Origin of the sequence: Halomonas sp. (assembly GCF_031581305.1) — a bacterium.
Lineage (GTDB): Bacteria > Pseudomonadota > Gammaproteobacteria > Pseudomonadales > Halomonadaceae > Halomonas.
The window spans coordinates 1-19545 of the sequence record NZ_JAVLBC010000034.1 but is presented as its reverse complement, the minus strand read 5'-3'; the positions used below and the strand labels follow the sequence as shown (position 1 = coordinate 19545).

Below are 19545 nucleotides of genomic sequence, written 5' to 3'. Positions count from 1 at the left end.
GCTACGACACGCCGAACCCGGTGGCTGCGGCGGCGAACCAGCTCAAGGAGAACGTCGAGGGCAACATGAAGGCCCTGGTGCGCGTGCTGCCCTTCCTGGTGGTGGTCACCGGCATCCTTTTCGCGCTCTACGGCGGGGTCGCCACGCCCTCCGAGGCGGCGGGCGCCGGCGCCTTCCTGTGCCTGGCGTTGGCCATCATCGTCTACCGCATGTGGCAGGTGAAGCCGCTCAAGGTGGTCTTCCGTGACGCCCTGCGCGAGAGCGTGATGATCATGCTGATCATCGCCTGCGCGGAGATCTTCGCCTACGCGCTCTCCTCGCTGTTCATCACCCAGACCGTGGCCGGCGCCATCGCCGACCTCGAGGTCAATCGCTGGGTGCTGATGGGGGTGATCAACGTCTTCCTTCTGGTCGCCGGCTTCTTCCTCCCGCCGGTGGCAGTGATCGTGATGACTGCGCCGATCCTGTTGCCGATCATCCTGGCGGCCAACTTCGACCCCTACTGGTTCGCGGTGGTGCTGACCATCAACCTGGAGATCGGCCTGATCACCCCGCCGGTGGGCCTGAACCTGTTCATCATCAAGGGGATCGCCCCGGACATCGCCCTCAAGGACATCCTGTTCGGCAGCCTGCCCTATGCGTTGTGCATGGTACTCGGCATCGTCCTGCTGTGCTTGTTCCCGGGTATCGCCCTGTGGCTACCCGACCTCATCATGAGCTGAAGGAGTTCGACATCATGAACATGACCTTCCTCCAGGAGATGTTCCAGTCGATCACCCAGCGCGACGCCTTGCTGCGCCGCCGCCAGGGAGACGGAACGCCGCCGGACCACCGCCGCCTGGTGGAGGCCTGTCACCGCCTGCTGGAGAGCGACGGTGAGGCCTCCAGCATCGCCCTGGCCAGCCGCGCCCTGGGCATGTACCAGCGCCTCGTGCCGGAGGAGCGGCAGCGCTTCTTCGCGCGGTTGGCCAGCGACTTCGCCGCCGAGCCGGCACAGATCGACGCAGCCTATGCGCGCTATGCCGAACAGCGCGACAACGCCACCCTGGAGGCGCTGTTCGAGGCCTGCGAGCCGCGCCGCCAGGAGCTGATCCGCCGCCTCAACCTGACCAGTGGCGGTACCGTCGAGCTGGTGCGCATGCGTGCAGACCTGCTCGGCCTGTTGCGCGAGCACCCCGAGCTCTCGGCCATCGACGCCGACTTCGCCCACCTGTTCGGCTCCTGGTTCAACCGGGGGTTCCTGATGCTCAAGCGCATCGACTGGAACACCCCGGCCTCGATCCTGGAGAAGATCATCCGCTACGAGGCGGTGCACGAGATCCGCGACTGGGACGACCTGCGCCGCCGGCTGGACGCCCGGGATCGGCGCTGCTTCGCCTTCTTCCACCCGGCGATCGGCGACGACCCGCTGATCTTCGTGGAGGTGGCCCTGCACAAGGGATTGCCGGCACGCATCCAGCCGATACTGGCCGGCGAGGACGCCGGCATCGATGATCCCGAGATCGCCGACACCGCCGCCTTCTTCGGCATCAGCAACTGCCAGACCGGCCTGCGCGGCATCTCCTTCGGCAACTTCCTGATCAAGCAGGTGGTCCAGGAGCTCAAGCAGGAGCTGCCCCAGCTCAAGCACTTCGTCACCCTCTCGCCGGTACCCGGCTTCGCCCAGTGGCTGGCCGAACGGCGCGACGACGAAACCCTGCCCGAGGCAGTGCGCGAGAGCCTCGCCGAGCTGGACGACCCCGACTGGCACAGCGATTCCGAGCGGGCCGAGCACCTCAAGGCGGTGGTCAAGCCGCTGGCCGCCCGCTATCTGGTCGACGAGAAGAACGCCCGAGGGCTGCCGCTCAACCCCGTGGCCCGCTTCCACCTGGGCAATGGCGCAGAGCTGCACCGCATCAACTGGCTGGGCGACGTATCGACCAAGGGCCTCAGGCAGGCCGCCGGCCTGATGGTCAACTACCTCTATGTGCTCGACGACATCGAGCGCAACCACGAGAACTACACGGCCAATGCCACCGTGGCCCGCTCGAGCGAGGTCAAGGACCTCGCCCGCAAGGCCAGGAAGCTGACCAAGGGAGAGACAAGCAAATGAACCAGAACCTTTTCGCCAGCTTCGCCCGGCGCATGCGCGAGCGCGGCGATGCCGACTTCATCACCACCCGCCAAGGCCGGGGCTACCGCTACGTCGAGGCCCTGGCCACCACCACGCGCCTGGCCGGCGCCCTGGTCGAGCTGGGCGTGACACCGGGTGACCGGGTGGCGGTGCAGGTCGACAAGAGCCCCGAGGCGATCCTGCTCTACCTGGCCACCCTGCGCGTGGGTGGAGTCTACCTGCCGCTCAACACCGGCTACACCGGAGAGGAGATCCACTACTTCCTCGCCGATGCCGAGCCGGCACTGTTTGTCTGCCGGCCGGGGGATGACGAGAATGCGCGCAGCATCGCCGACGACACGGGTTGCCCACAGGTGGCCACCCTGGGCACGGCGGCCGATGGCAGCCTGATGGAGGCAGCCGACAAGGCCACGCCCCGCGACGAGATCGTCGAGCGCGACGACAACGACCTGGCAGCGATCCTCTACACCTCGGGCACCACCGGGCGCTCCAAGGGTGCCATGCTCACCCACCGCAACCTGGCCTCCAACGCCGCCAGTCTGGTCGAGACCTGGCACTTCAGCGAAAGGGACCGGCTGATTCATGCCCTGCCGATCTTCCACACCCACGGCCTCTTCGTGGCCTGCAACGTCACCCTGATGGCCGGCTCAAGCATGCTCTTCCTGCCGAAGTTCGACATCGACGTGATCTTCGAGGAGATGGCCCGTGGCACGGTGCTGATGGGCGTGCCGACCTTCTATACCCGCTTGGTGGCCGACGAGCGTCTCACCCCGGAAGCCACCGCCAACATGCGCCTGTTCGTCTCCGGCTCGGCGCCGCTGACCGCCGAGACCCACCAGGCGTTCGAGCAGAAGACCGGCCATGCCATCCTCGAGCGCTACGGCATGACCGAGACCAACATGAACCTCTCCAACCCCTACGACGGCGAACGCCGTGCCGGCACCGTGGGCATGCCGCTGCCGGGTGTGGAGTACCGCATCACTGACCGCGAGACCCACGAGCCGGTGCCGAAGGGCGAGATCGGCATACTGGAGGTCCGCGGGCCCAACGTCTTCGTCGGCTACTGGCGGATGCCCGAGAAGACCCGCGAGGAACTGCTCGAGGACGGCTTCTTCATCACCGGCGACCTGGCGATGGTCGATGAGCGCGGCTATGTGCATATCGTCGGCCGCGACAAGGACCTGGTGATCTCCGGCGGCTACAACGTCTACCCCAAGGAAGTCGAGCAGGTGATCGACGAGCTCGAGGGCGTGCACGAGTCCGCGGTGATCGGCCTGCCTCACCCCGACCTGGGCGAAGGGGTGGCTGCCGTGGTGGTGCCCGAGCCGGGGGCGAGCCTGGACGAGGCGCGGGTGCTCGACCACCTGCAGGGCCAGCTGGCCAAGTACAAGCAGCCCAAGCGGGTCTTCTTCGCCGACAGCCTGCCGCGCAACACCATGGGCAAGGTGCAGAAGAACCAGCTTCGCGAGCAGTACCAGGACACCTACCGCTGAGCGAGTGGGCAGCGCAGGACCACTCACCGCCTCTCCGCCAGCCGGAGAGGCAACGACCTCACCGGAGGCGCCATCTTGTCCCAGCACATCCGCTACTTCTTCACCCCGGTATCGCCCTGGACCTACCTGGGCCATGCCCGACTCGGCGAGATCGCCGCCCGCCACGGCGCCACCATCGACTACGTGCCGATCACCCTGAGTGCCATCTTCCCCAAGACCGGCGGGCTGCCGCTGGCAAAGCGCGCCCCGGAGCGCCAGGCCTATCGCATGTCCGAGCTCAAGCGCTGGCCGCGGCTGCTCGGCCTTCCCCTCAACGTGGAGCCGCGGCACTTCCCCACCGATGACCGCCCAGCGGCCCGCCTGGCGCTGACCGCCAAGGCCCGGGGACACGACATCGCCACGCTGAGCCTGGCCATGCTGCGCGCCACCTGGGCCGAGGAGCGCGACATCGCCGATCTCGGCACCCTGCGCCGGATCGCCGACGCCGAGGGCCTTGATGGCACGGCGCTGCTCGAAGCCTCGGAGACGGACGCCGGCCAGCAGCATCTCGATGCGGCCTGCGAGCAGGCCCTGGCGGCGGGTTGCTTCGGCTCGCCCTGGTACGACGTCGCCGGCGAGCCCTTCTGGGGCCAGGACCGTCTCGATCTGTTGGAAAAGACCCTGGCCGGCGAGCGCTGAACCGTCCCTTCCACGACAAGAGATCTACCATGACCCGACACGCCTACCGCATCGGCCAGATCGTGCCGAGTTCCAACGTCACCATGGAAACCGAGATCCCGGCCATGCTCAGGGCCCGCGAGGCCGTCGCGCTGGAGCGGTTCACCTTCCACTCCAGCCGCATGCGCATGAAGAACGTCACCCGGGAAGAGCTCGCCGCCATGGACCGGGAGTCCGACCGCTGCGCCCTGGAGCTCTCCGATGCCCATGTCGATGTGATGGGTTACGCCTGCCTGGTGGCCATCATGAGCCAGGGAAACGGTTACCATCGCCAATCGGGGCAGCGCCTGCACCAGGTCACGGTGGACAACGGCCACCCCACGCCGGTGGTCAGTAGCGCCGGTGCGCTGGTCGAGGGGCTGGAGGCTCTGGGAGCGGGGCGGGTATCGATCATCACACCCTACATGCGCCCATTGACCGACATGGTGGTCGGCTACCTCGAGGCCGAGGGTATTGCGGTCCAGCACAGCATCTCCCTGGAGATCCCCGACAACCTCGAGGTCGCCGCCCGGGACCCGCTGGCGCTGGTCGATATCGCCAAAGGGCTCGACCTCGACGGCGTCGATGCCGTGGTGCTCTCGGCCTGCGTGCAGATGCCCTCCCTGGCGGCGATCCAGCGCGTCGAGGACGCCATCGGCCTGCCGGTGGTCTCGGCCGCCACCTGCACCACCTACCGCATGCTCAGGGAGCTCGGCCTGGCGCCGGTGGTACCCGGCGCCGGCAGCCTGCTGAAGGGCTGAACGGTCCCGACCTCAGCCAGGCCGTTCCAGGGCGAAGAGATCGGTGCAGCGGGCGTAGTCGTTGCCGGCCATGCGGCCGATGGCCCTGAGCCCCTCGGCGCTGACGTGGCGGCCGTCCCCTTCCGCCACGTCTGCCTGCTGGGCATGAACGACGCCGACTACCCGCGCACCCAGACCTGATGGCCCAGGACTACCGCCCGGGTGACCGCTCGCGACCGCTACCTCTTCCTGGAGGCGCTGCTCTCCGCCCTCGACCGGCTGAGCATCAGCTGGGTGGGGCGCAGCTCAACGCGGATGGAACCGTTGCAAGAGAGCATACAGGTGGATAGATTTTCACCCATGGCAAACGGTCCTCCTGCATCGCGTTCTGGCAGGAACCTCTTGATTCTAAAAGAGAAACTGCTAACCCTCTTCTCTTCAACCTCAGCCCAGTGAATGAGGCGGGGTCACCGGTGTATTGCCGTCGTTCTTTCTCATGATCAGAGCGTAGCGCCTGGTCCGAATTTCGGGGGACTACTTCAGCACTGCCACCGGCAAGCGCGCCTCATGCAGCACCTCAAGAGGTCCAGCCGGAGCGCCAACGCTAGCAGATTACGGCCGGGTACAAAGTCAAATCGCTTCTCATCAAGCATTTTTCGTCTAGGATGATCAAGGTAAGCCATCTTGCTGCCAGGTAAGCCGGGGCTCGCCATGATTAAAAAAGCCGACAACGCCAGGCATAGTGTCAATCTCACTTCTTTCAGTGCGGGTGTATTCGATCTCGACGGTGTAGTGACGCACACCGCCAAGGTTCACAGTGCTGCGTGGAAACAGCTTTTTGACGATTATCTGCGTAGTCGCGCGGCAACGACGGGCGAGCGTATCAAGCCCTTTGATGCCGGTGTGGATTACCCCCGTTATGTTGACGGTAAACCTCGCTACCAAGGGGTGCAGTGTTTTCTGGCGTCACGCTCCATCACCCTGGCGTACGGCACGCCTGACGACCCCCCGGGGAAGGAGACGATCTGCGGGCTGGGGAATCTGAAGAATCGACTGTTTGGAGAGCGTCTGGCAAAAGACGGTGTTGAAGTCTTCGATTCGTCAGTATCTTTTATCCAGCATTTGCGGGACGCGGGACTGAAAACAGCATTGGTTTCGTCGAGCAAGAACGCTGCCGCTGTGCTTGAAACTGCCGGCTTGGGCCATCTGTTTGACGCTCATGTCGATGGGAACGACATTGAACGTGGTGAACTCAAGGGTAAACCGAATCCAGATATCTTTTTTCAGGCAGCAAGGTTGTTGAAGGTAACGCCGAGCTGTGCTTTTGCGGTAGAGGACGCTTTATCCGGTGTCGAAGCGGCTCGCTCCGCTGGTTTCGCTCTGGTGGTGGGGGTAGACCGTGCTGATCAGCGTGATGACTTGCTCAAACACGGCGCTGATATCGTGGTTGGTGACCTTTCTGAGCTGATACCGGCTATAGTATCAGGAAAATCGACGTTGCCGAATGCGCTGGCCTGTTATGCGGAGATCGCTCAATACCTGGCAGACAAGCATTTGGTCATTTTTCTCGATTACGACGGCACGCTGACGCCGATTGTCGATCGGCCTGAGCTTGCCGTACTCAGCGATGATATGCGAGAAACATTACGCAATGCGGCCGAGCACTTTACTGTGGTGATTATTAGCGGGCGTGACCGTGCCAATGTCGAGCGGCTGGTGGCACTCGACAACCTCGTTTATGCCGGAAGTCACGGTTTCGACATCACTGGCCCCGGTGGGCTCTATATGCAGCAGGACCGAGCGGAAGAGTTCTTACCTACTCTTGATCGTGCCGAAGCTGAATTGAAGAAAAAACTGAGTGATATCGAGGGTGTTATCGTCGAGCGTAAGCGCTATGCCATTGCCGTGCACTACCGGCTCGTGGCAGCAGATCACCTGACGGTCATAGAGGAAGCTGTCGATCATATCGTCGAAGGGTCGGCGTCAATGTTGCGTCTTACCGGCGGCAAGAAGGTCTTCGAGTTGAGACCGACTCTACCTTGGGACAAGGGCAAGGCCTTATGTTGGCTACTGGATGCGCTTGGACGGACGGAGAAAGTGGAGCCAAGTGATAAAGATATTCTACCACTTTACTTTGGAGACGACGAAACGGACGAAGACGCATTCAGAGTTTTGCGTGAAAAGGAGGGGCTTGGGGTGCTGGTGGCCGATATACCTCAGGCCACCGAGGCTCACTATTGTCTTGAAGACCATCTGGAAGTGGGGCGCTTTCTGAACCGCCTTTGCAACTCGAGAGGAGCGCTACCATGAGCGACTGGAAAGTCGATTATTCCAGTTTCGACGCTGTCCAAGAGGGATGCGCAAACCGCTATATACCTTATAGAGAGGACCCTGAAACCCTCCCCTGGCAGGAGCTGGATATCGACCTTGTTCTTGAATGTACCGGCGCCTTTACCACCCTAGAGGGCCTGGGGAAGCATGACAGGGCAGGCGCCAAGCGGGTAATAGTGTCCGCCCCGGGCAAGGGCAGCAATATTCCATCAGTAGTTTACGGCGTCAACGAACTCGATAATGAGACGACGGCCTGCTTCTCAACTGCCAGTTTCACCACCAACTGCATTGCCCCCGTGGTGGAAATCCTGCACCGTCATATCGGCGTGAAAAAGGCAATGCTCACCACTGTCCATGCCTATACCGCCAGCCAGGGCATCGTCGACACGCCCAGCAAGAAGATGGCGCGGTGCCGCACCGCCGGCCTCAACATGATACCCACCACCACGGTGGCCCCGCCGCCACCGCGGACGTACTGCCCGAACACAAGGGTCACTTCAATGGCGCCGCCATTTGGGTACCCATCGCCACCGGCTCCATTTCCGATATCACGTTGGTTACCGAGCGCCAGACCTCGGTTGAAGAGATTAACGACACCTTCAGGCAGGAGGCACAGGCCTCGCGCTATCAGGGAGTACCAGGAGTGGCCGAAGATCCCATTGAGTCGTCCGATATCATCGGTGCCCCCGGGCCGCCATTGACGACATCCGCTCCACCCGCGCCGTCGACAGTAGTGGATAACACCATGACGATTGAAAGCAGCCAGATCATGCCCTTCGAGGAGATCGACCGCAGCGCCTTGGCTCAGGTGGGCGGTAAGTCTACTCGCATCGTCTCCAGCGCCGAGGGGGGAGGCGTTCGTAATGTCCGATGCCGAAAACTCGATATGGGTCACACCGGAAGTTTTGCACGGATCAAGGGGAAAGTCTCGGGGGCCGGGAAAGGAATATCATGACCAGGGGCAACAAGAGATAACCTTTTTGCCACTCATCTGAATGGTTCAAGAAAAGGAGTATGCAATGACGTCATCCACCACTATACGGCTGCATATTGGTAATGCCGTACCTCCCGGAAATGAAAATGAAACCAGGGAGGTTATTGCCCTGTGGCAAGATATTGAGGGCTACTTCACGGAAAAGCCCTTCGTCGCCCGTGGCGGCATGAAAAGCGAGGCTATACCCTACCTGGTTACACTGAATGCCAGTCCGCTGTTGCAAACACTGAAGGGCGCCAGGGCACAGTCGGGGTCCTTTACACTTCACCATCAGGCCTATGTCGATAATGCCGATATCACCATTGACGGGGAGCTGATCATAACCATCGATAGCGATAACCGGGAATTGTCAGAAGAAGAAAGCTATCAGGTGGCAACAGCTTTTATTCAGCAGTTGATTATGGCCTGCCATATCGCCTGCCCGGGTTCCATACAGATCCTGAAAGCTCGCTTTTCCGGTGAAGGCGCCCACCGCTATGAGGCGCAACACTTTGACGCCAGGACATTCCATGGCGCGCGCAGGGCTTCTGTCGAGAATAAATGGCCAAAATTAGAAAAACACTCTTTCGGAAATGTCTGGTCCTGGCTGGAAACCAGCGAAGTCAGTAAAACCGATACCGCAATAAAGAATATCAACAAAGTATTATTCACTCTTCTTAAGGTGGCGGAGCAGCGCCACGAGTACAGTGCGAGGACGGTCCTGCTGGTGATGTATCAGATAGAATTGCTGCTCGATTGCAGGAAATTCAACTCACTGGACCTCATCCGGGACCGCACTCGCCTGGTATTGGGCAATATCCCTGAGGCAGCGGACTGCCTCCAGGAATTACACGAAGTGCGCTATCAGCTATTTATATCTAACCATCCTGTTCATCCGCCACCCCTGATTTGTCACACTACTGAAACAGTACTAAGGGAACAGTTGGGCCAACACAACAGCGCCCTCGAATCGGGAACAGCATTAGTCTTGAAGCTTCTGCAAGACCTGATTACCCATGATGCATATCGTTATGCGTTTACGGAAAGCTTTACCCGGAATTGATTTTTCCGAGCAACCTTCTTGCGAGCCCTTTATTTGTCAATTTAAATATCAATGATTGAGGAGGACGCGATATCACTGCCATCGTTTCTCTGTGCATAAAGCCTGCGGTTGATCTATTTTGTCGAACTGAGCGCCTGATTGACGACGGCAAGAGCCGGTGCCGGATCTCAAGTCGGGAGCCCGGTGGCGGTGGTATCAACGTGGCCCGCAACCTCCATGGGTTGGGAGTGGGTGTATTGACGGTCTTCACGGCCGGCGGGGCCAACGGCAAGCAACTGCAAGACATGTTGGAATGCGACAAGATCCCCTTTCACAGGTTCGAGATTGAAGATGATACCTGTCAGAACATCGCTGTTACGGAGACATCCACCGGCAAGACGTATCACCTGGTATTCCCGGGACAGCAACTGAGAGAGCCCGAATGGCAGAACTGTCTAGCATACGTCAACAGCCTTGATCCTAGACCTGAGTATCTGGTTTTAAGCGGCAGCTTGCCGGAGGGGGTACCCGATGATTTTTATGGACGTATCGCCGTGGACGCGAAGGAAAAAGGTATCAGGACGATACTGGACACTTCCGGCAGGGCGTTGGCTTCCCCACTGAAAACCGGCGTTTACCTGGCCAAACTCAATCGTGGTGAATTTGTCGACAGTGGTTATTCCGGTCGCCTCGATGACTACCAGAGCATGCTCGCAGCCATGGCTGAAATGGTGGCGAATGGAATGGCCGAGGCACTGATTGTCACTCTGGATGCGGAGGGTGCCCTGCTGGCAAGCCGCGATGGCGACAGCCTCCATGTCCGCCCACCCGCGACGAAGGTGGTAAGTCATGTGGGGGCTGGGGACAGCTTTGTTTCGGTGCTCGTCTATCAGTTGTACCAAGGCAAATCACTGGCAGAAGCGTATCGATATGGAGTGGCCGCAGCCGCGGCCAAGGTGCAAATGCCCGGCAATTATCTCGACGATATGGAGCTGGTTGAGACTATCTATCAACAGGTAGGCTGGAAATAGTCGATCCCCACTCAGCGACCGAGCTCAATAACCGGAGCGACACGTTGTACAGATAATCAGGGAGTTGCTGTCCAGTGCCAGACTGGTGCTACCGGTGGCAGTTTTCCACGGCCCGGTCACGCCAAATCCTGTGCCGAACTCTATGCCGAGCTGTGCATAGCTCCTGTAAATCACTCTGCGACACTGCTTCGTATGTCATGACGAGGGAGTCAACTCAAGACCTGTTGTTCTGCCTCTGCAATCTTCTGCTTCACCGCCAGGAAGCTGTCGGGCGTCACCGAAATCGAGTCGATTCCGTGTTGCACCAGAAAACTGGCGAATGCTGGATGATCGCTGGGGGCCTGGCCGCAGAACCCGACTGGCGTCCCGGACCGCTGCGCCTTTTCCAGAAGATCGGCAATGGCAATCTTCACGGCCTCGTTCTGTTCGTCGAACAGCGTCTTCAGCCGGTCGCTGTCACGGTCGATGCCCAGTATTAGTTGAGTGAGGTCGTTGGAGCCGATGGAAAAGCCGTCGAAGCGCTCGGCGAATGCTCCGGCGAGAAGCACGTTTGCCGGTAGTTCAGCCATGACATAAACGGCGAGACCATACTTTCCCCTGACAAGGCCTTCCTCGGCCAGAACGGCGAGCACCTTGTCCGCCTCGGCGGGGGAGCGACAAAACGGAATCATCATGACGATATTTTCCATCCCGATCGCTTCACGGGCACGTCGCACCGCGCGGCACTCCAGCGCAAAACCCTCGCGATAACCTTCGTCGTAATAGCGTGAGGCACCCCGCCATCCGAGCATCGGATTTTCCTCCTTCGGCTCGAAGGCCGCACCGCCGATCAGCCCGGCATACTCGTTGGTCTTGAAATCGCTCATGCGAACAATAACCGGTTTGGGGTGGTGCGCCGCCGCGATCCTGGCCATGCCCTGCGCCAGGGTGTCGACAAAATACTCGGCTTTGTCCTTATAACCCAGTGTCAACTCCTCAATTCGATGCCGAGCTTCCTTGTCTTCCAGGGTCTTATAGCGCACCAGTGCCATGGGATGGATTTTGATCATGTTGCCGATAATGAACTCCATCCGCGCCAGTCCCACCCCATCAGTGGGCAGGCGCCACCAGCGGTAGGCGGAGGAAGGGTTCGCCAGGTTGACCATAACCTTGGTACGGGTTTCGGGTATGTCGTCGAGATCGATCTCGCGCTCCACGAAAGCCAGTTCGCCCTCGTAGACCACGCCCTCATCACCCTCGGCACAGGAAACCGTGACCACCTGCCCGTCCTTGAGCTTTTCCGTGGCGTTGCCCGCACCTACCAGCGCCGTCAGGCCCAATTCACGGCTGACGATGGCCGCATGGCTGGTGCGCCCACCGTGATCGGTGACAATGGCGGAGGCGCGTTTCATGATGGGTACCCAGTCCGGGTCCGTCATGCCGGTGACCAGGATCGCTCCCTCCTCGAAGCGGTCTATCTCCTCGGGGCTTTCGAGCTTCAGGACCTTGCCCGCCGCGATGGAATCGCCAATGGCCAGGCCGGTTACCAGGCGCGTTCCCTCCTCCGTCATGCGGTAGGATTTGAGTGTAGCCGGCTCCTTGCGGGACTGTACCGTTTCAGGCCGGGCCTGCACGATATACAGTTCTTCTGTCTCTCCATCCTTCGCCCATTCCATATCCATGGGCTGACCGTAGTGTTCCTCGATGGCGCTGGACCAGCGCGCCAGCTGCAGGATTTCATTGTCATCCAGAACAAAGGTGGTGCGTTCCTGCTTGCTGGTAGTCACAAGCTTTGTCGGAGATTTTCCTGTGGCATAGGTCATTTTTCTATCCTTCTTGCCCAGCGTCCTTTCGATGATAGGACGCGCGCCGGCATGGGCCAGCAAAGGCTTGAAGACATGAAATTCGTCAGGGTCAACGACTCCTTGCACAACGGTTTCTCCCAGTCCCCAGGCACCGGTGATCAGGGTAATATTCGGAAATCCGGTTTCGGTGTCGATAGAGAACATGACGCCCGCAGCAGACAGGTCAGACCGGACCATCTGCTGAACACCCGCCGACAGGGCTACTTGCATATGGTCGAAACCGTTGTTTTCGCGGTAGGCAATGGCGCGGTTGGTAAACAGAGAAGCGAAGCAGCATTTTACCGAATCGAGCAAGGCCTGTTCGCCGCGAACATTGAGAAAGGTTTCAAGTTGACCGGCAAAACTCGCCTCCGGTAGATCCTCGGCGGTGGCGGAACTTCTCACCGCCACGTCGGGATTTTCTCGTTCCAGGCGGGCGGAAAGATCACGATAGAACTGGCGGATAGTCTCGGCCAGAGAGCCGGGAAACTCTCCCTGCAGGATCATTTTTCGCACGGAATCGCCCACTTGTTCCAGGTTGCTGCGATCTTTCTCCAAGTTTGCCATCGCCTCAGTCAGCTTGTTGCGCAGCCCGTTGTGATCGATGAAAAGCCAGTAGGCTTCTGCCGAGGTGGCAAATCCCGTGGGCACCCGAACTCCCGACTCCTCCAGCCGGCTGACCATTTCTCCCAGGGAGGCGTTCTTGCCTCCCACCTTGTCGCCATCTCTGCGCCTAAGGTCGGCGAACCAGAAGGCGAGGATCTGTTGTTCTGTCATGAGGTTGGCTCCTTCTTCAATCGTTTATCGGCAGCCGCTGTCCGTGTCGTGATTGTTACTTCCAGCGCTTGATCAGCCGGAATTCGCAACATGAGCCAGGGCTTAGCGTGTGAAAAAGGCCCCGATAGGCGATGGTGATTGGGTGTGCCGTGAGCTGCTTGCTACTGACTCGCAACACGTCCTTGGTCACCTTGATATCAAGATGCTGATTCCTGTACCACAACCGTGTTCTCAGCCGACGGACTTGGTCGGGCAATATGGGATTGCAATAGAGTGTATTGCCATGCGCTTCAATACCCAGATAGCAGCGCTGAATCAGATCGACAGTACCGGCCATCGCCCCCAGGTGGATGCCTTCAGGTGTCGTCCCCCCCTGTATATCGGTGATGTCGCTGTCGAGCGCACTCTGAAACAATGCCCATGAATGCTGCCGGTCGGTTCTCGCCAGCACCCATGAGTGCACCACCCAGCTGAGGGTCGAACCATGAGAAGTCCTGTGAAGGTAATAATCAACATTTCTTGGTATCGTATGCGGATCGAAGGGATAGCCAAGTTGTTCAAATATTTGTTGTAGTTCTTCCGCCGTAAACAGATAAAACAGCATCAGGACATCGGCTTGTTTTGACGCCTTATAGTGATTCGTGTCGTCACCTTCGGCTTCAAGGATACGATCTAGCCTTTGAATATTTCCATGTTTTTCCCGGGCGCTTTTCCAGTCATATTCTTCCAGGTTTTCATAGCCTTCGAACTGGCTGATGATGCCCTCTTTACTGAAAGGAACGAACAGCTTACGTGTGACGTCATGCCATCTTTCGATTTCCTCGTCAGTAATGAGCATTTCTTCACGAAGCTGGCTTGCACGGTCGGGAGGCAAAATATCCAGCACCTGGCATGCCCGATTCATCACCCATGCCGCCATCACATTAGTGTAGGCATTATTATCCAGCCCTCCCTCTGTGGATGGATCGACCCCCGGGTAGGCGGTATGGTACTCGTCTGGCCCCATGACACGGCAAATGTCATAGCGATCGCGATCTGCATTCCAGGAGGCAATACTGGCCCAGAAGCGGGCGATTTCGATCAACATTTCGGCGCCATATTCCTCCATGAATTCGCCATCGTCGCTCATCTCATAGTAGTGCCAGAGATTGTAGGCGATGGCAGAATTGACATGCCGCTGACGGTTGCTGTTGTCCGGTATCCACCGACCCGATTTCGGATTAAGATGAAGAGCCTGGCTTTCTTCACGTCCATTGCTGCCGCTTTGCCAGGGGAACATCGCGCCGCGATACCCGGCTTCCTTGGCCATTCTTCTTGCGGCGGGTAACCTGCGATAGCGATACTTCAAAAGCGCACGGCAACAGGCGGGGGAATGCGCAACGAGAAGCGGGAATATGAATAATTCATCCCACATGATATGGGCGCGGTAGGCCTCACCGCTCCAGCCCCGGGGGGGCACGCCCACATCGAGATCAGTGGTATGACGCGTCACGGTCTGCAGCAGATGAAAGACATGCAACCGTAGTTTCATCGACAGACCACTCCCCCCTTCGCTATCGATATCCAGGTCGAACCGTTCCCAGAGATGCTTCCAGGCCAGCTCATGGCCCGCAAGCAGCTCACTGAAATCGCCGGCCTCGTCAATTTCATCCTGTACGGCAAGTGACGGCTCGGATATCCCCCTATCCCGCGAGGTGAATAACGCCGCGATCTTCTCCACTCTGACTCTGTGTTCCGGCTCGATATCAAGCGATATCTCCTGTGCAACCAGAGCGTTGCGAGCGTCGGTATTGCGCTCGGGATGAACAACTTTGTCATTATGATAAAGGCAGGTTCGCGCAGCCTGCGCAATCTCAATCCGGGATTGCACCGTTCGGCTCCTCAGCCAGATAACCTCATCTCCCCGCGTCCCTGCCCCCAGGGGTTCCAGATGGTGTCCCTTCAGACGTCGGTAACGGGCCACCCCTGCGTTAGCAACCGTCCCATCCAGACCGGAACGAACCGTTAAACGGCCCGACCAGTCTTCCGCTGTAATGGTTAGCTCGAGGCCAGAAAGGTGCTGATCCGCCATGCTGACAAAGCGCCGCTCCTCTACTCTGGTGGTGCGATTGTGGTCATCGCGAAACCGCAGCATGCGGGTCAGGACACCACGCTGAAGATCAAGAACTTGTCGATAATCCAGAAAGGCCACCTGGTCCGGATGCAGCCAGGACCCGTTGTCAATCCGGATCATCAGGACAAGCCAGTTGGGAATATTGACCAGATCCTCGTTCTCGACGTCTCGGCCTTCAATTTCAGTGGTAAGCCGGTTGTAGCCGCCAGCGAGATAAGTCCCCGGATAATGAATTTCATCGGCTAGCACATCGGGCGCTGCGCCGCGCGTGCAGATATAACCATTGCCAAGCGCACACAGTGTCTCACGCAGTCCCTCATGCCCGGGTTCGTATCCCTCATACTCAAGCAGCCATCCCTTCTCATTCATTCTTCTCTCCCCTTCGCAGTGATTGGGCCAGCTACCTCAGGAAATGTGCTACATCGTCTATTTCTTCCTCCAGTGCGTAATGGGCGGGGCTATCCTGCCCATTTTTATCTCGCACAACGATCCTGATATCGTCGCTGCTGCCTCTTTCACGCCATCTAATGATCCGGAACTAATCTTCATCCTTGGTATTGTCAGTTCCTGTCAATATGGGTGACATATGAAATGTGTCTCCGGACATTTTCAAATGTAAATCACGGGGAATCTGTCGGTCCCAATTCTGGGAAAAATATGTCTGTCTCCGTGCCAGGCATCAAACTCGGAAGGTACAAAAAAATCCGTAGGTGATGAGGTGGCCTTGATACGGGTACGGATTGTCACGTACCAGTTCCCATACCGAAACCTATCCTTCGCTGCCTTGCGCTTGATGACCCAGCCACCTCCCATGGACGACAAACCATCCCACACCGTCTTGATCGCCTGGTGCGCCGGGCAGCCTGGCCGAATCCCCTACGACCTTTCTAGAAAATCATTCTCGTAGAGCGGCTCCAGCAGGGCCACCACGGCACGCTGCAGGACTTTGTCTTCGAAGGTGGGGATGCCCGGCCGTGTGGAGCGCCCATCCCCCTTGGGGATATGGACACGCCTCACCGGCGGCGCTTGGTAGCGACCGCTCTTGGCCGCCTCCAGCAGGCGCTGGATGTTGGCCTCAAAGTCGCGTGCGAAGTCGTCCGCCGTCTGGCCATCGATCCCGACGGCGCCGTCACGGCGCATCATCAGGGTGGACGTCTTCAACCACTGAGCGTCGATGTAGTGCGCCAATGACGTGAAGGCACGCTGCGGGAAGCGCTCTGCCAGCGCTGCTATCCGCACCTGTTTCGTGGACATGACCTCAGGTTCCTGTGCACCTGTCATGTTGCCCTCATGCGGTTCTGATGGCTGGCTATCCCTTCCCTCCACCGGGTCCCATCGAGCTGGTTACCCGCTTTCATGAGTACTATAGGTGACTCCGACTCACCTTACCCCATCTGGCCGACCCGCTACCGTCACCGCACCGTACCTCCTGAATGGCTGTTTCTTTGCTCCCCCCACCGCCAGTCATTGCAGCGCTGGGCCGCGAAGCGTGTCAGCCGGAGCGGTTTCCATGCCTGGCGATGGCGTGGTCCTGATGACCATCGTCAGGCCCTGCTCCGTGAGATCAGAGAGATCCATCGCCGGAAGCGCGGCAGTTATGGCAGCCGCCGCATGGCCAAGAACTGCGACGCCGTGGCGACGATGTCGGCCGTTACCAGGCCCGGAGGAAGCCGGCATAGAGGCACGGCAGCGCCGCCGCTGGCGTCATACAACCGACAGTGAGCACATCCTGCCGGTGGCGCCCAACCTACTGAACCGCCATTTCACGGTGGCGGCGCCAAATCGGGCCTGGGTGCCGATATCACGGCGACCTGGACGCTGGAAGGGGGGCTCTATCTGGCAGCGGTGCTCGACAGCGGGACGCGATCGACTACATTGAAATGAAGTACTACAACTCCCAGCTCCACTCGATCCTGGGCTATCAGATGCCGAGGGAGACTGAATTGGCAGCTGCGGCTTGAAAATGAATCCGCTCTGACTTGACCACAACACTCAGCGCTGGTTATCCACAAGGCACGCCAGATCATCCTCGACTTCGGTCAGGACATCGGGCACATGACGGTGCTGAACTCCCTGCAGAACCGACCGCGTTATCCGCGAGGGTCGCCAGCCTGGCCGTGTCTGGCAGAGAAGAAAACCGTCAAAATAGGGCCATCTGGGCCGATCGGCACGGGAATTTTCGGTGATATCGGGGCCGGGCAGCCCTCGATAAGCGGGGCGAGTGCTCAAAAAATGCTCGTTGGTGGAGATGGGGAGAGAGTGTCTACGGCGACATCACCAATTCAGGTATATCTAATGGAGAGTCGCCCATGAGAAATGTACCTTCACGAGATACCACTTGCGTTTTATCAGAACACGATTTAAACGAACTTGATGTAAAAATACATCAGAGTGGAAACACCACACCTTCAGAACAGAAAATCCTTTATATTCCGGGCGAGCGGCATCGGCACAGGCCAAGCGTTGCAGACTCGAATCGGGATAACCGGCAGCGCATCCTTTTTGTAACGACTGAAATCAGTGATTTCGTCAAGGCTGGAGGTTTGGGTGACGTTTCATCGGCATTGCCCCGGGCCTTGGCGGCGAACTATGACGTGCGGGTATTGATCCCTGCCTATCGCGAGATGGTGCACTCTGACTTGCCGATCGAGCTCGTCGGCCACCTGCCGGCTTTTGCCGACCTGCCGGCCTGTGATATCGGCAAGATGACCTGCAGCGACGGCCTGATTCTCTATGTGCTGCTCTGCCCGGAGCTCTACGAGCGCGAAGGAACCCCCTATGGTTGCGCGTCAAGCGGCTATGGCGACGGTCAGGACGACGTCTGGTGGGACAACGACGTACGCTTCGCCCGGCTATCCCGGGCCGCCGCGGATATCGCCGCCGGAAAGGCCGGCCTTGAGTGGCAACCTCAGCTACTGCACCTCAATGACTGGCCGTGCGGCCTGGCCGCAGGCTACCTGCGCTGGGAGGGAATCCCCGTGCAGAGCGTCTTCACTATCCATAATCTGGCCCATCAGGGCCTGTTCGACGTGTCGCGACGCGCAGCACTGGGCATCCCCGAGGAAGCCTTTCATATGGAAGGAGTCGAATTCCATGGCGACATATCCTTCATGAAGGCCGGGGTGGTATACGCCTCACACGTGACCACGGTCAGCATGACCTATGCCCGGGAGATCACCACGCCCGAGTTCGGTTGTGGCCTCGACGGCCTGCTGCGCTGCAAGGCCGAGCAGGGCCGGCTGAGCGGCATTCTCAACGGCATCGACGACTCCTGGGATCCGCGCACCGACTCCCATCTCGTCCAGCCCTTCTCGTGCCATGACAGAAGGGCCAAGCGCACCAACGCCGATTACATGCGGTACCACTTCGGCCTGATGGCAAGCGAAGGGCCGCTGTTCGCCGTGGTGTCACGTCTGGTGCATCAGAAGGGTCTGGACCTGACCATCGAGGTGGCCGAGGCCATCGTTCACGCGGGCGGGCAGATCGTCTTCATGGGCTGCGGCCAACGACACATCGAGGATGCGTTGCGCAGGCTGACGGCACGCTACCCGGGGGCCATCGCCGTCCATATTGGCTTCGACGAGTCTCAGGCCCATCGTCTCTTCGCCGGCAGCGACTTCCTCCTGATGCCTTCAAGGTTCGAGCCATGCGGGCTGAGCCAGCTGTACGCCCAGCGTTTTGGCTCGCTGCCGATCGCCCATCGTACTGGCGGCTTGGCCGACACCATCGAAGATGGCGTGACCGGTTTCTTGTTCGATGACATGACATTCGACAGCTACAAGCATGCCATTCAGCGCGCCTTCACTGTCTTCCATTCGACCGAGCTGTTCAACGCCATGCAATGCGCAGCCATGGCGAATCGCTATCACTGGCACCAATCGATCGAATCCTACAGCAGGGTGTACCAAAAGTTGCTGGAAGAGGAAAAGGTGAAAGCGAATGCGGTCGCCTGACGCGACTGAAGGGCTGGCATGGCTGCCAGGAGGTAAAGACAGGCGATGTTTCAACCCACCTTTGGCGCTCGGGTCATCGATAAAGGGCAGACACGCTTCATGTTGTGGGCGCCGGACGCGCGACGGGTCGAAGTGGAGATCGATGGCGGGCCCGGCGTGACGATGACGGCCGACGAGGAAGGCATATGCGAGGCCCACGTGCCGTGCGGTCACGGTGCTCGCTACCGCTATCGCGTGTTCGGTGCCGATGATGACACGGGCACGTTGGTACCCGACCCCGCCGCCCGAGCCCAGGCGGGAGATATCGACGGGCCGAGCATGGTGATCGATCCCCGCCGCTACGCCTGGCAGCACGACGCTTGGCGAGGCCGACCATGGCACGAGACCGTGCTCTACGAGCTGCATGTCGGCACCCTCGGTGGCTTCGATGGCGTGCGTCAGCGCCTACCCTACCTGGCTG

General features: G+C 59.6%; 13 protein-coding genes and 3 pseudogenes. 13 read left to right on the top strand and 3 right to left on the bottom strand.

The window, feature by feature from the left end; translation table 11 throughout:
• The 10 genes and pseudogenes from RI841_RS04840 to RI841_RS04790 all read left to right on the top strand — a co-directional run.
• Nucleotides 1–722: TRAP transporter large permease subunit (locus RI841_RS04840; protein ID WP_310704450.1), on the top strand; the 722-nt coding region annotated here is incomplete at its 5' end.
• 14 nt (nucleotides 723–736) lie between these two features.
• Complete coding sequence (locus RI841_RS04835) at nucleotides 737–2092, top strand: malonyl-CoA decarboxylase (RefSeq protein ID WP_310704449.1); 1356 nt, start codon at nucleotides 737–739, stop codon at nucleotides 2090–2092.
• On the top strand, nucleotides 2089–3606 hold the full coding sequence (locus RI841_RS04830) for a malonyl-CoA synthase (protein ID WP_310704448.1): 1518 nt from the start codon (nucleotides 2089–2091) through the stop codon (nucleotides 3604–3606). The genes RI841_RS04835 and RI841_RS04830 overlap by 4 nt, the downstream gene beginning before the upstream one ends.
• A 75-nt stretch (nucleotides 3607–3681) precedes the next feature.
• On the top strand, nucleotides 3682–4284 hold the full coding sequence (locus tag RI841_RS04825) for a 2-hydroxychromene-2-carboxylate isomerase (protein ID WP_310704446.1): 603 nt from the start codon (nucleotides 3682–3684) through the stop codon (nucleotides 4282–4284).
• Between the two features lie 29 nt (nucleotides 4285–4313).
• Complete coding sequence (locus RI841_RS04820; protein ID WP_310704445.1) at nucleotides 4314–5063, top strand: Asp/Glu racemase; 750 nt, start codon at nucleotides 4314–4316, stop codon at nucleotides 5061–5063.
• A 663-nt stretch (nucleotides 5064–5726) separates the two neighbouring features.
• A complete protein-coding gene (gene otsB / locus RI841_RS04810) occupies nucleotides 5727–7352 on the top strand; it encodes a trehalose-phosphatase (RefSeq protein WP_310704444.1) in 1626 nt (541 codons plus the stop codon).
• Nucleotides 7349–8001 (top strand): annotated as a pseudogene (locus tag RI841_RS04805) (hypothetical protein); the annotation flags it as partial. The gene otsB and the pseudogene RI841_RS04805, both read left to right, overlap by 4 nt.
• Before the next feature lie 117 nt (nucleotides 8002–8118).
• On the top strand, nucleotides 8119–8328 hold the full coding sequence (locus tag RI841_RS04800) for a hypothetical protein (RefSeq protein ID WP_310704442.1): 210 nt from the start codon (nucleotides 8119–8121) through the stop codon (nucleotides 8326–8328).
• 64 nt (nucleotides 8329–8392) lie between these two features.
• Nucleotides 8393–9409: a hypothetical protein gene (locus tag RI841_RS04795; RefSeq protein ID WP_310704441.1), complete on the top strand. Its 1017-nt coding sequence runs from the start codon at nucleotides 8393–8395 to the stop codon at nucleotides 9407–9409.
• Between the two features lie 71 nt (nucleotides 9410–9480).
• On the top strand, nucleotides 9481–10419 hold the full coding sequence (locus RI841_RS04790; protein ID WP_310704451.1) for a 1-phosphofructokinase family hexose kinase: 939 nt from the start codon (nucleotides 9481–9483) through the stop codon (nucleotides 10417–10419).
• Nucleotides 10420–10628: 209 nt separating this feature from the next.
• Here the strand turns inward: RI841_RS04790 and ppsA are convergent, their stop codons facing one another.
• The 3 genes from ppsA to RI841_RS04775 all read right to left on the bottom strand — a co-directional run bounded on the left by ppsA (nucleotide 10629) and on the right by RI841_RS04775 (nucleotide 16386).
• On the bottom strand, nucleotides 10629–13019 hold the full coding sequence (gene ppsA, locus RI841_RS04785) for a phosphoenolpyruvate synthase (RefSeq protein WP_310704440.1): 2391 nt from the start codon (nucleotides 13017–13019) through the stop codon (nucleotides 10629–10631).
• Between the two features lie 55 nt (nucleotides 13020–13074).
• On the bottom strand, nucleotides 13075–15501 hold the full coding sequence (locus RI841_RS04780; RefSeq protein WP_310704439.1) for a glycosyl hydrolase family 65 protein: 2427 nt from the start codon (nucleotides 15499–15501) through the stop codon (nucleotides 13075–13077).
• Nucleotides 15502–16008: 507 nt separating this feature from the next.
• Complete coding sequence (locus tag RI841_RS04775) at nucleotides 16009–16386, bottom strand: hypothetical protein (protein ID WP_310704438.1); 378 nt, start codon at nucleotides 16384–16386, stop codon at nucleotides 16009–16011.
• Between the two features lie 237 nt (nucleotides 16387–16623).
• On the opposite strand from RI841_RS04775, the pseudogene RI841_RS04770 reads away from it, so the two are divergent.
• The 3 genes and pseudogenes from RI841_RS04770 to RI841_RS04760 all read left to right on the top strand — a co-directional run.
• Nucleotides 16624–16986: pseudogene (locus RI841_RS04770) on the top strand (IS3 family transposase); the annotation flags it as partial.
• Between the two features lie 455 nt (nucleotides 16987–17441).
• Nucleotides 17442–19085 (top strand): glycogen synthase GlgA, encoded by a 1644-nt coding sequence (glgA, locus tag RI841_RS04765; RefSeq protein ID WP_310704437.1) that lies wholly within the window; start codon nucleotides 17442–17444, stop codon nucleotides 19083–19085.
• 45 nt (nucleotides 19086–19130) lie between these two features.
• Nucleotides 19131–19545 (top strand): annotated as a pseudogene (locus tag RI841_RS04760) (malto-oligosyltrehalose trehalohydrolase); the annotation flags it as partial.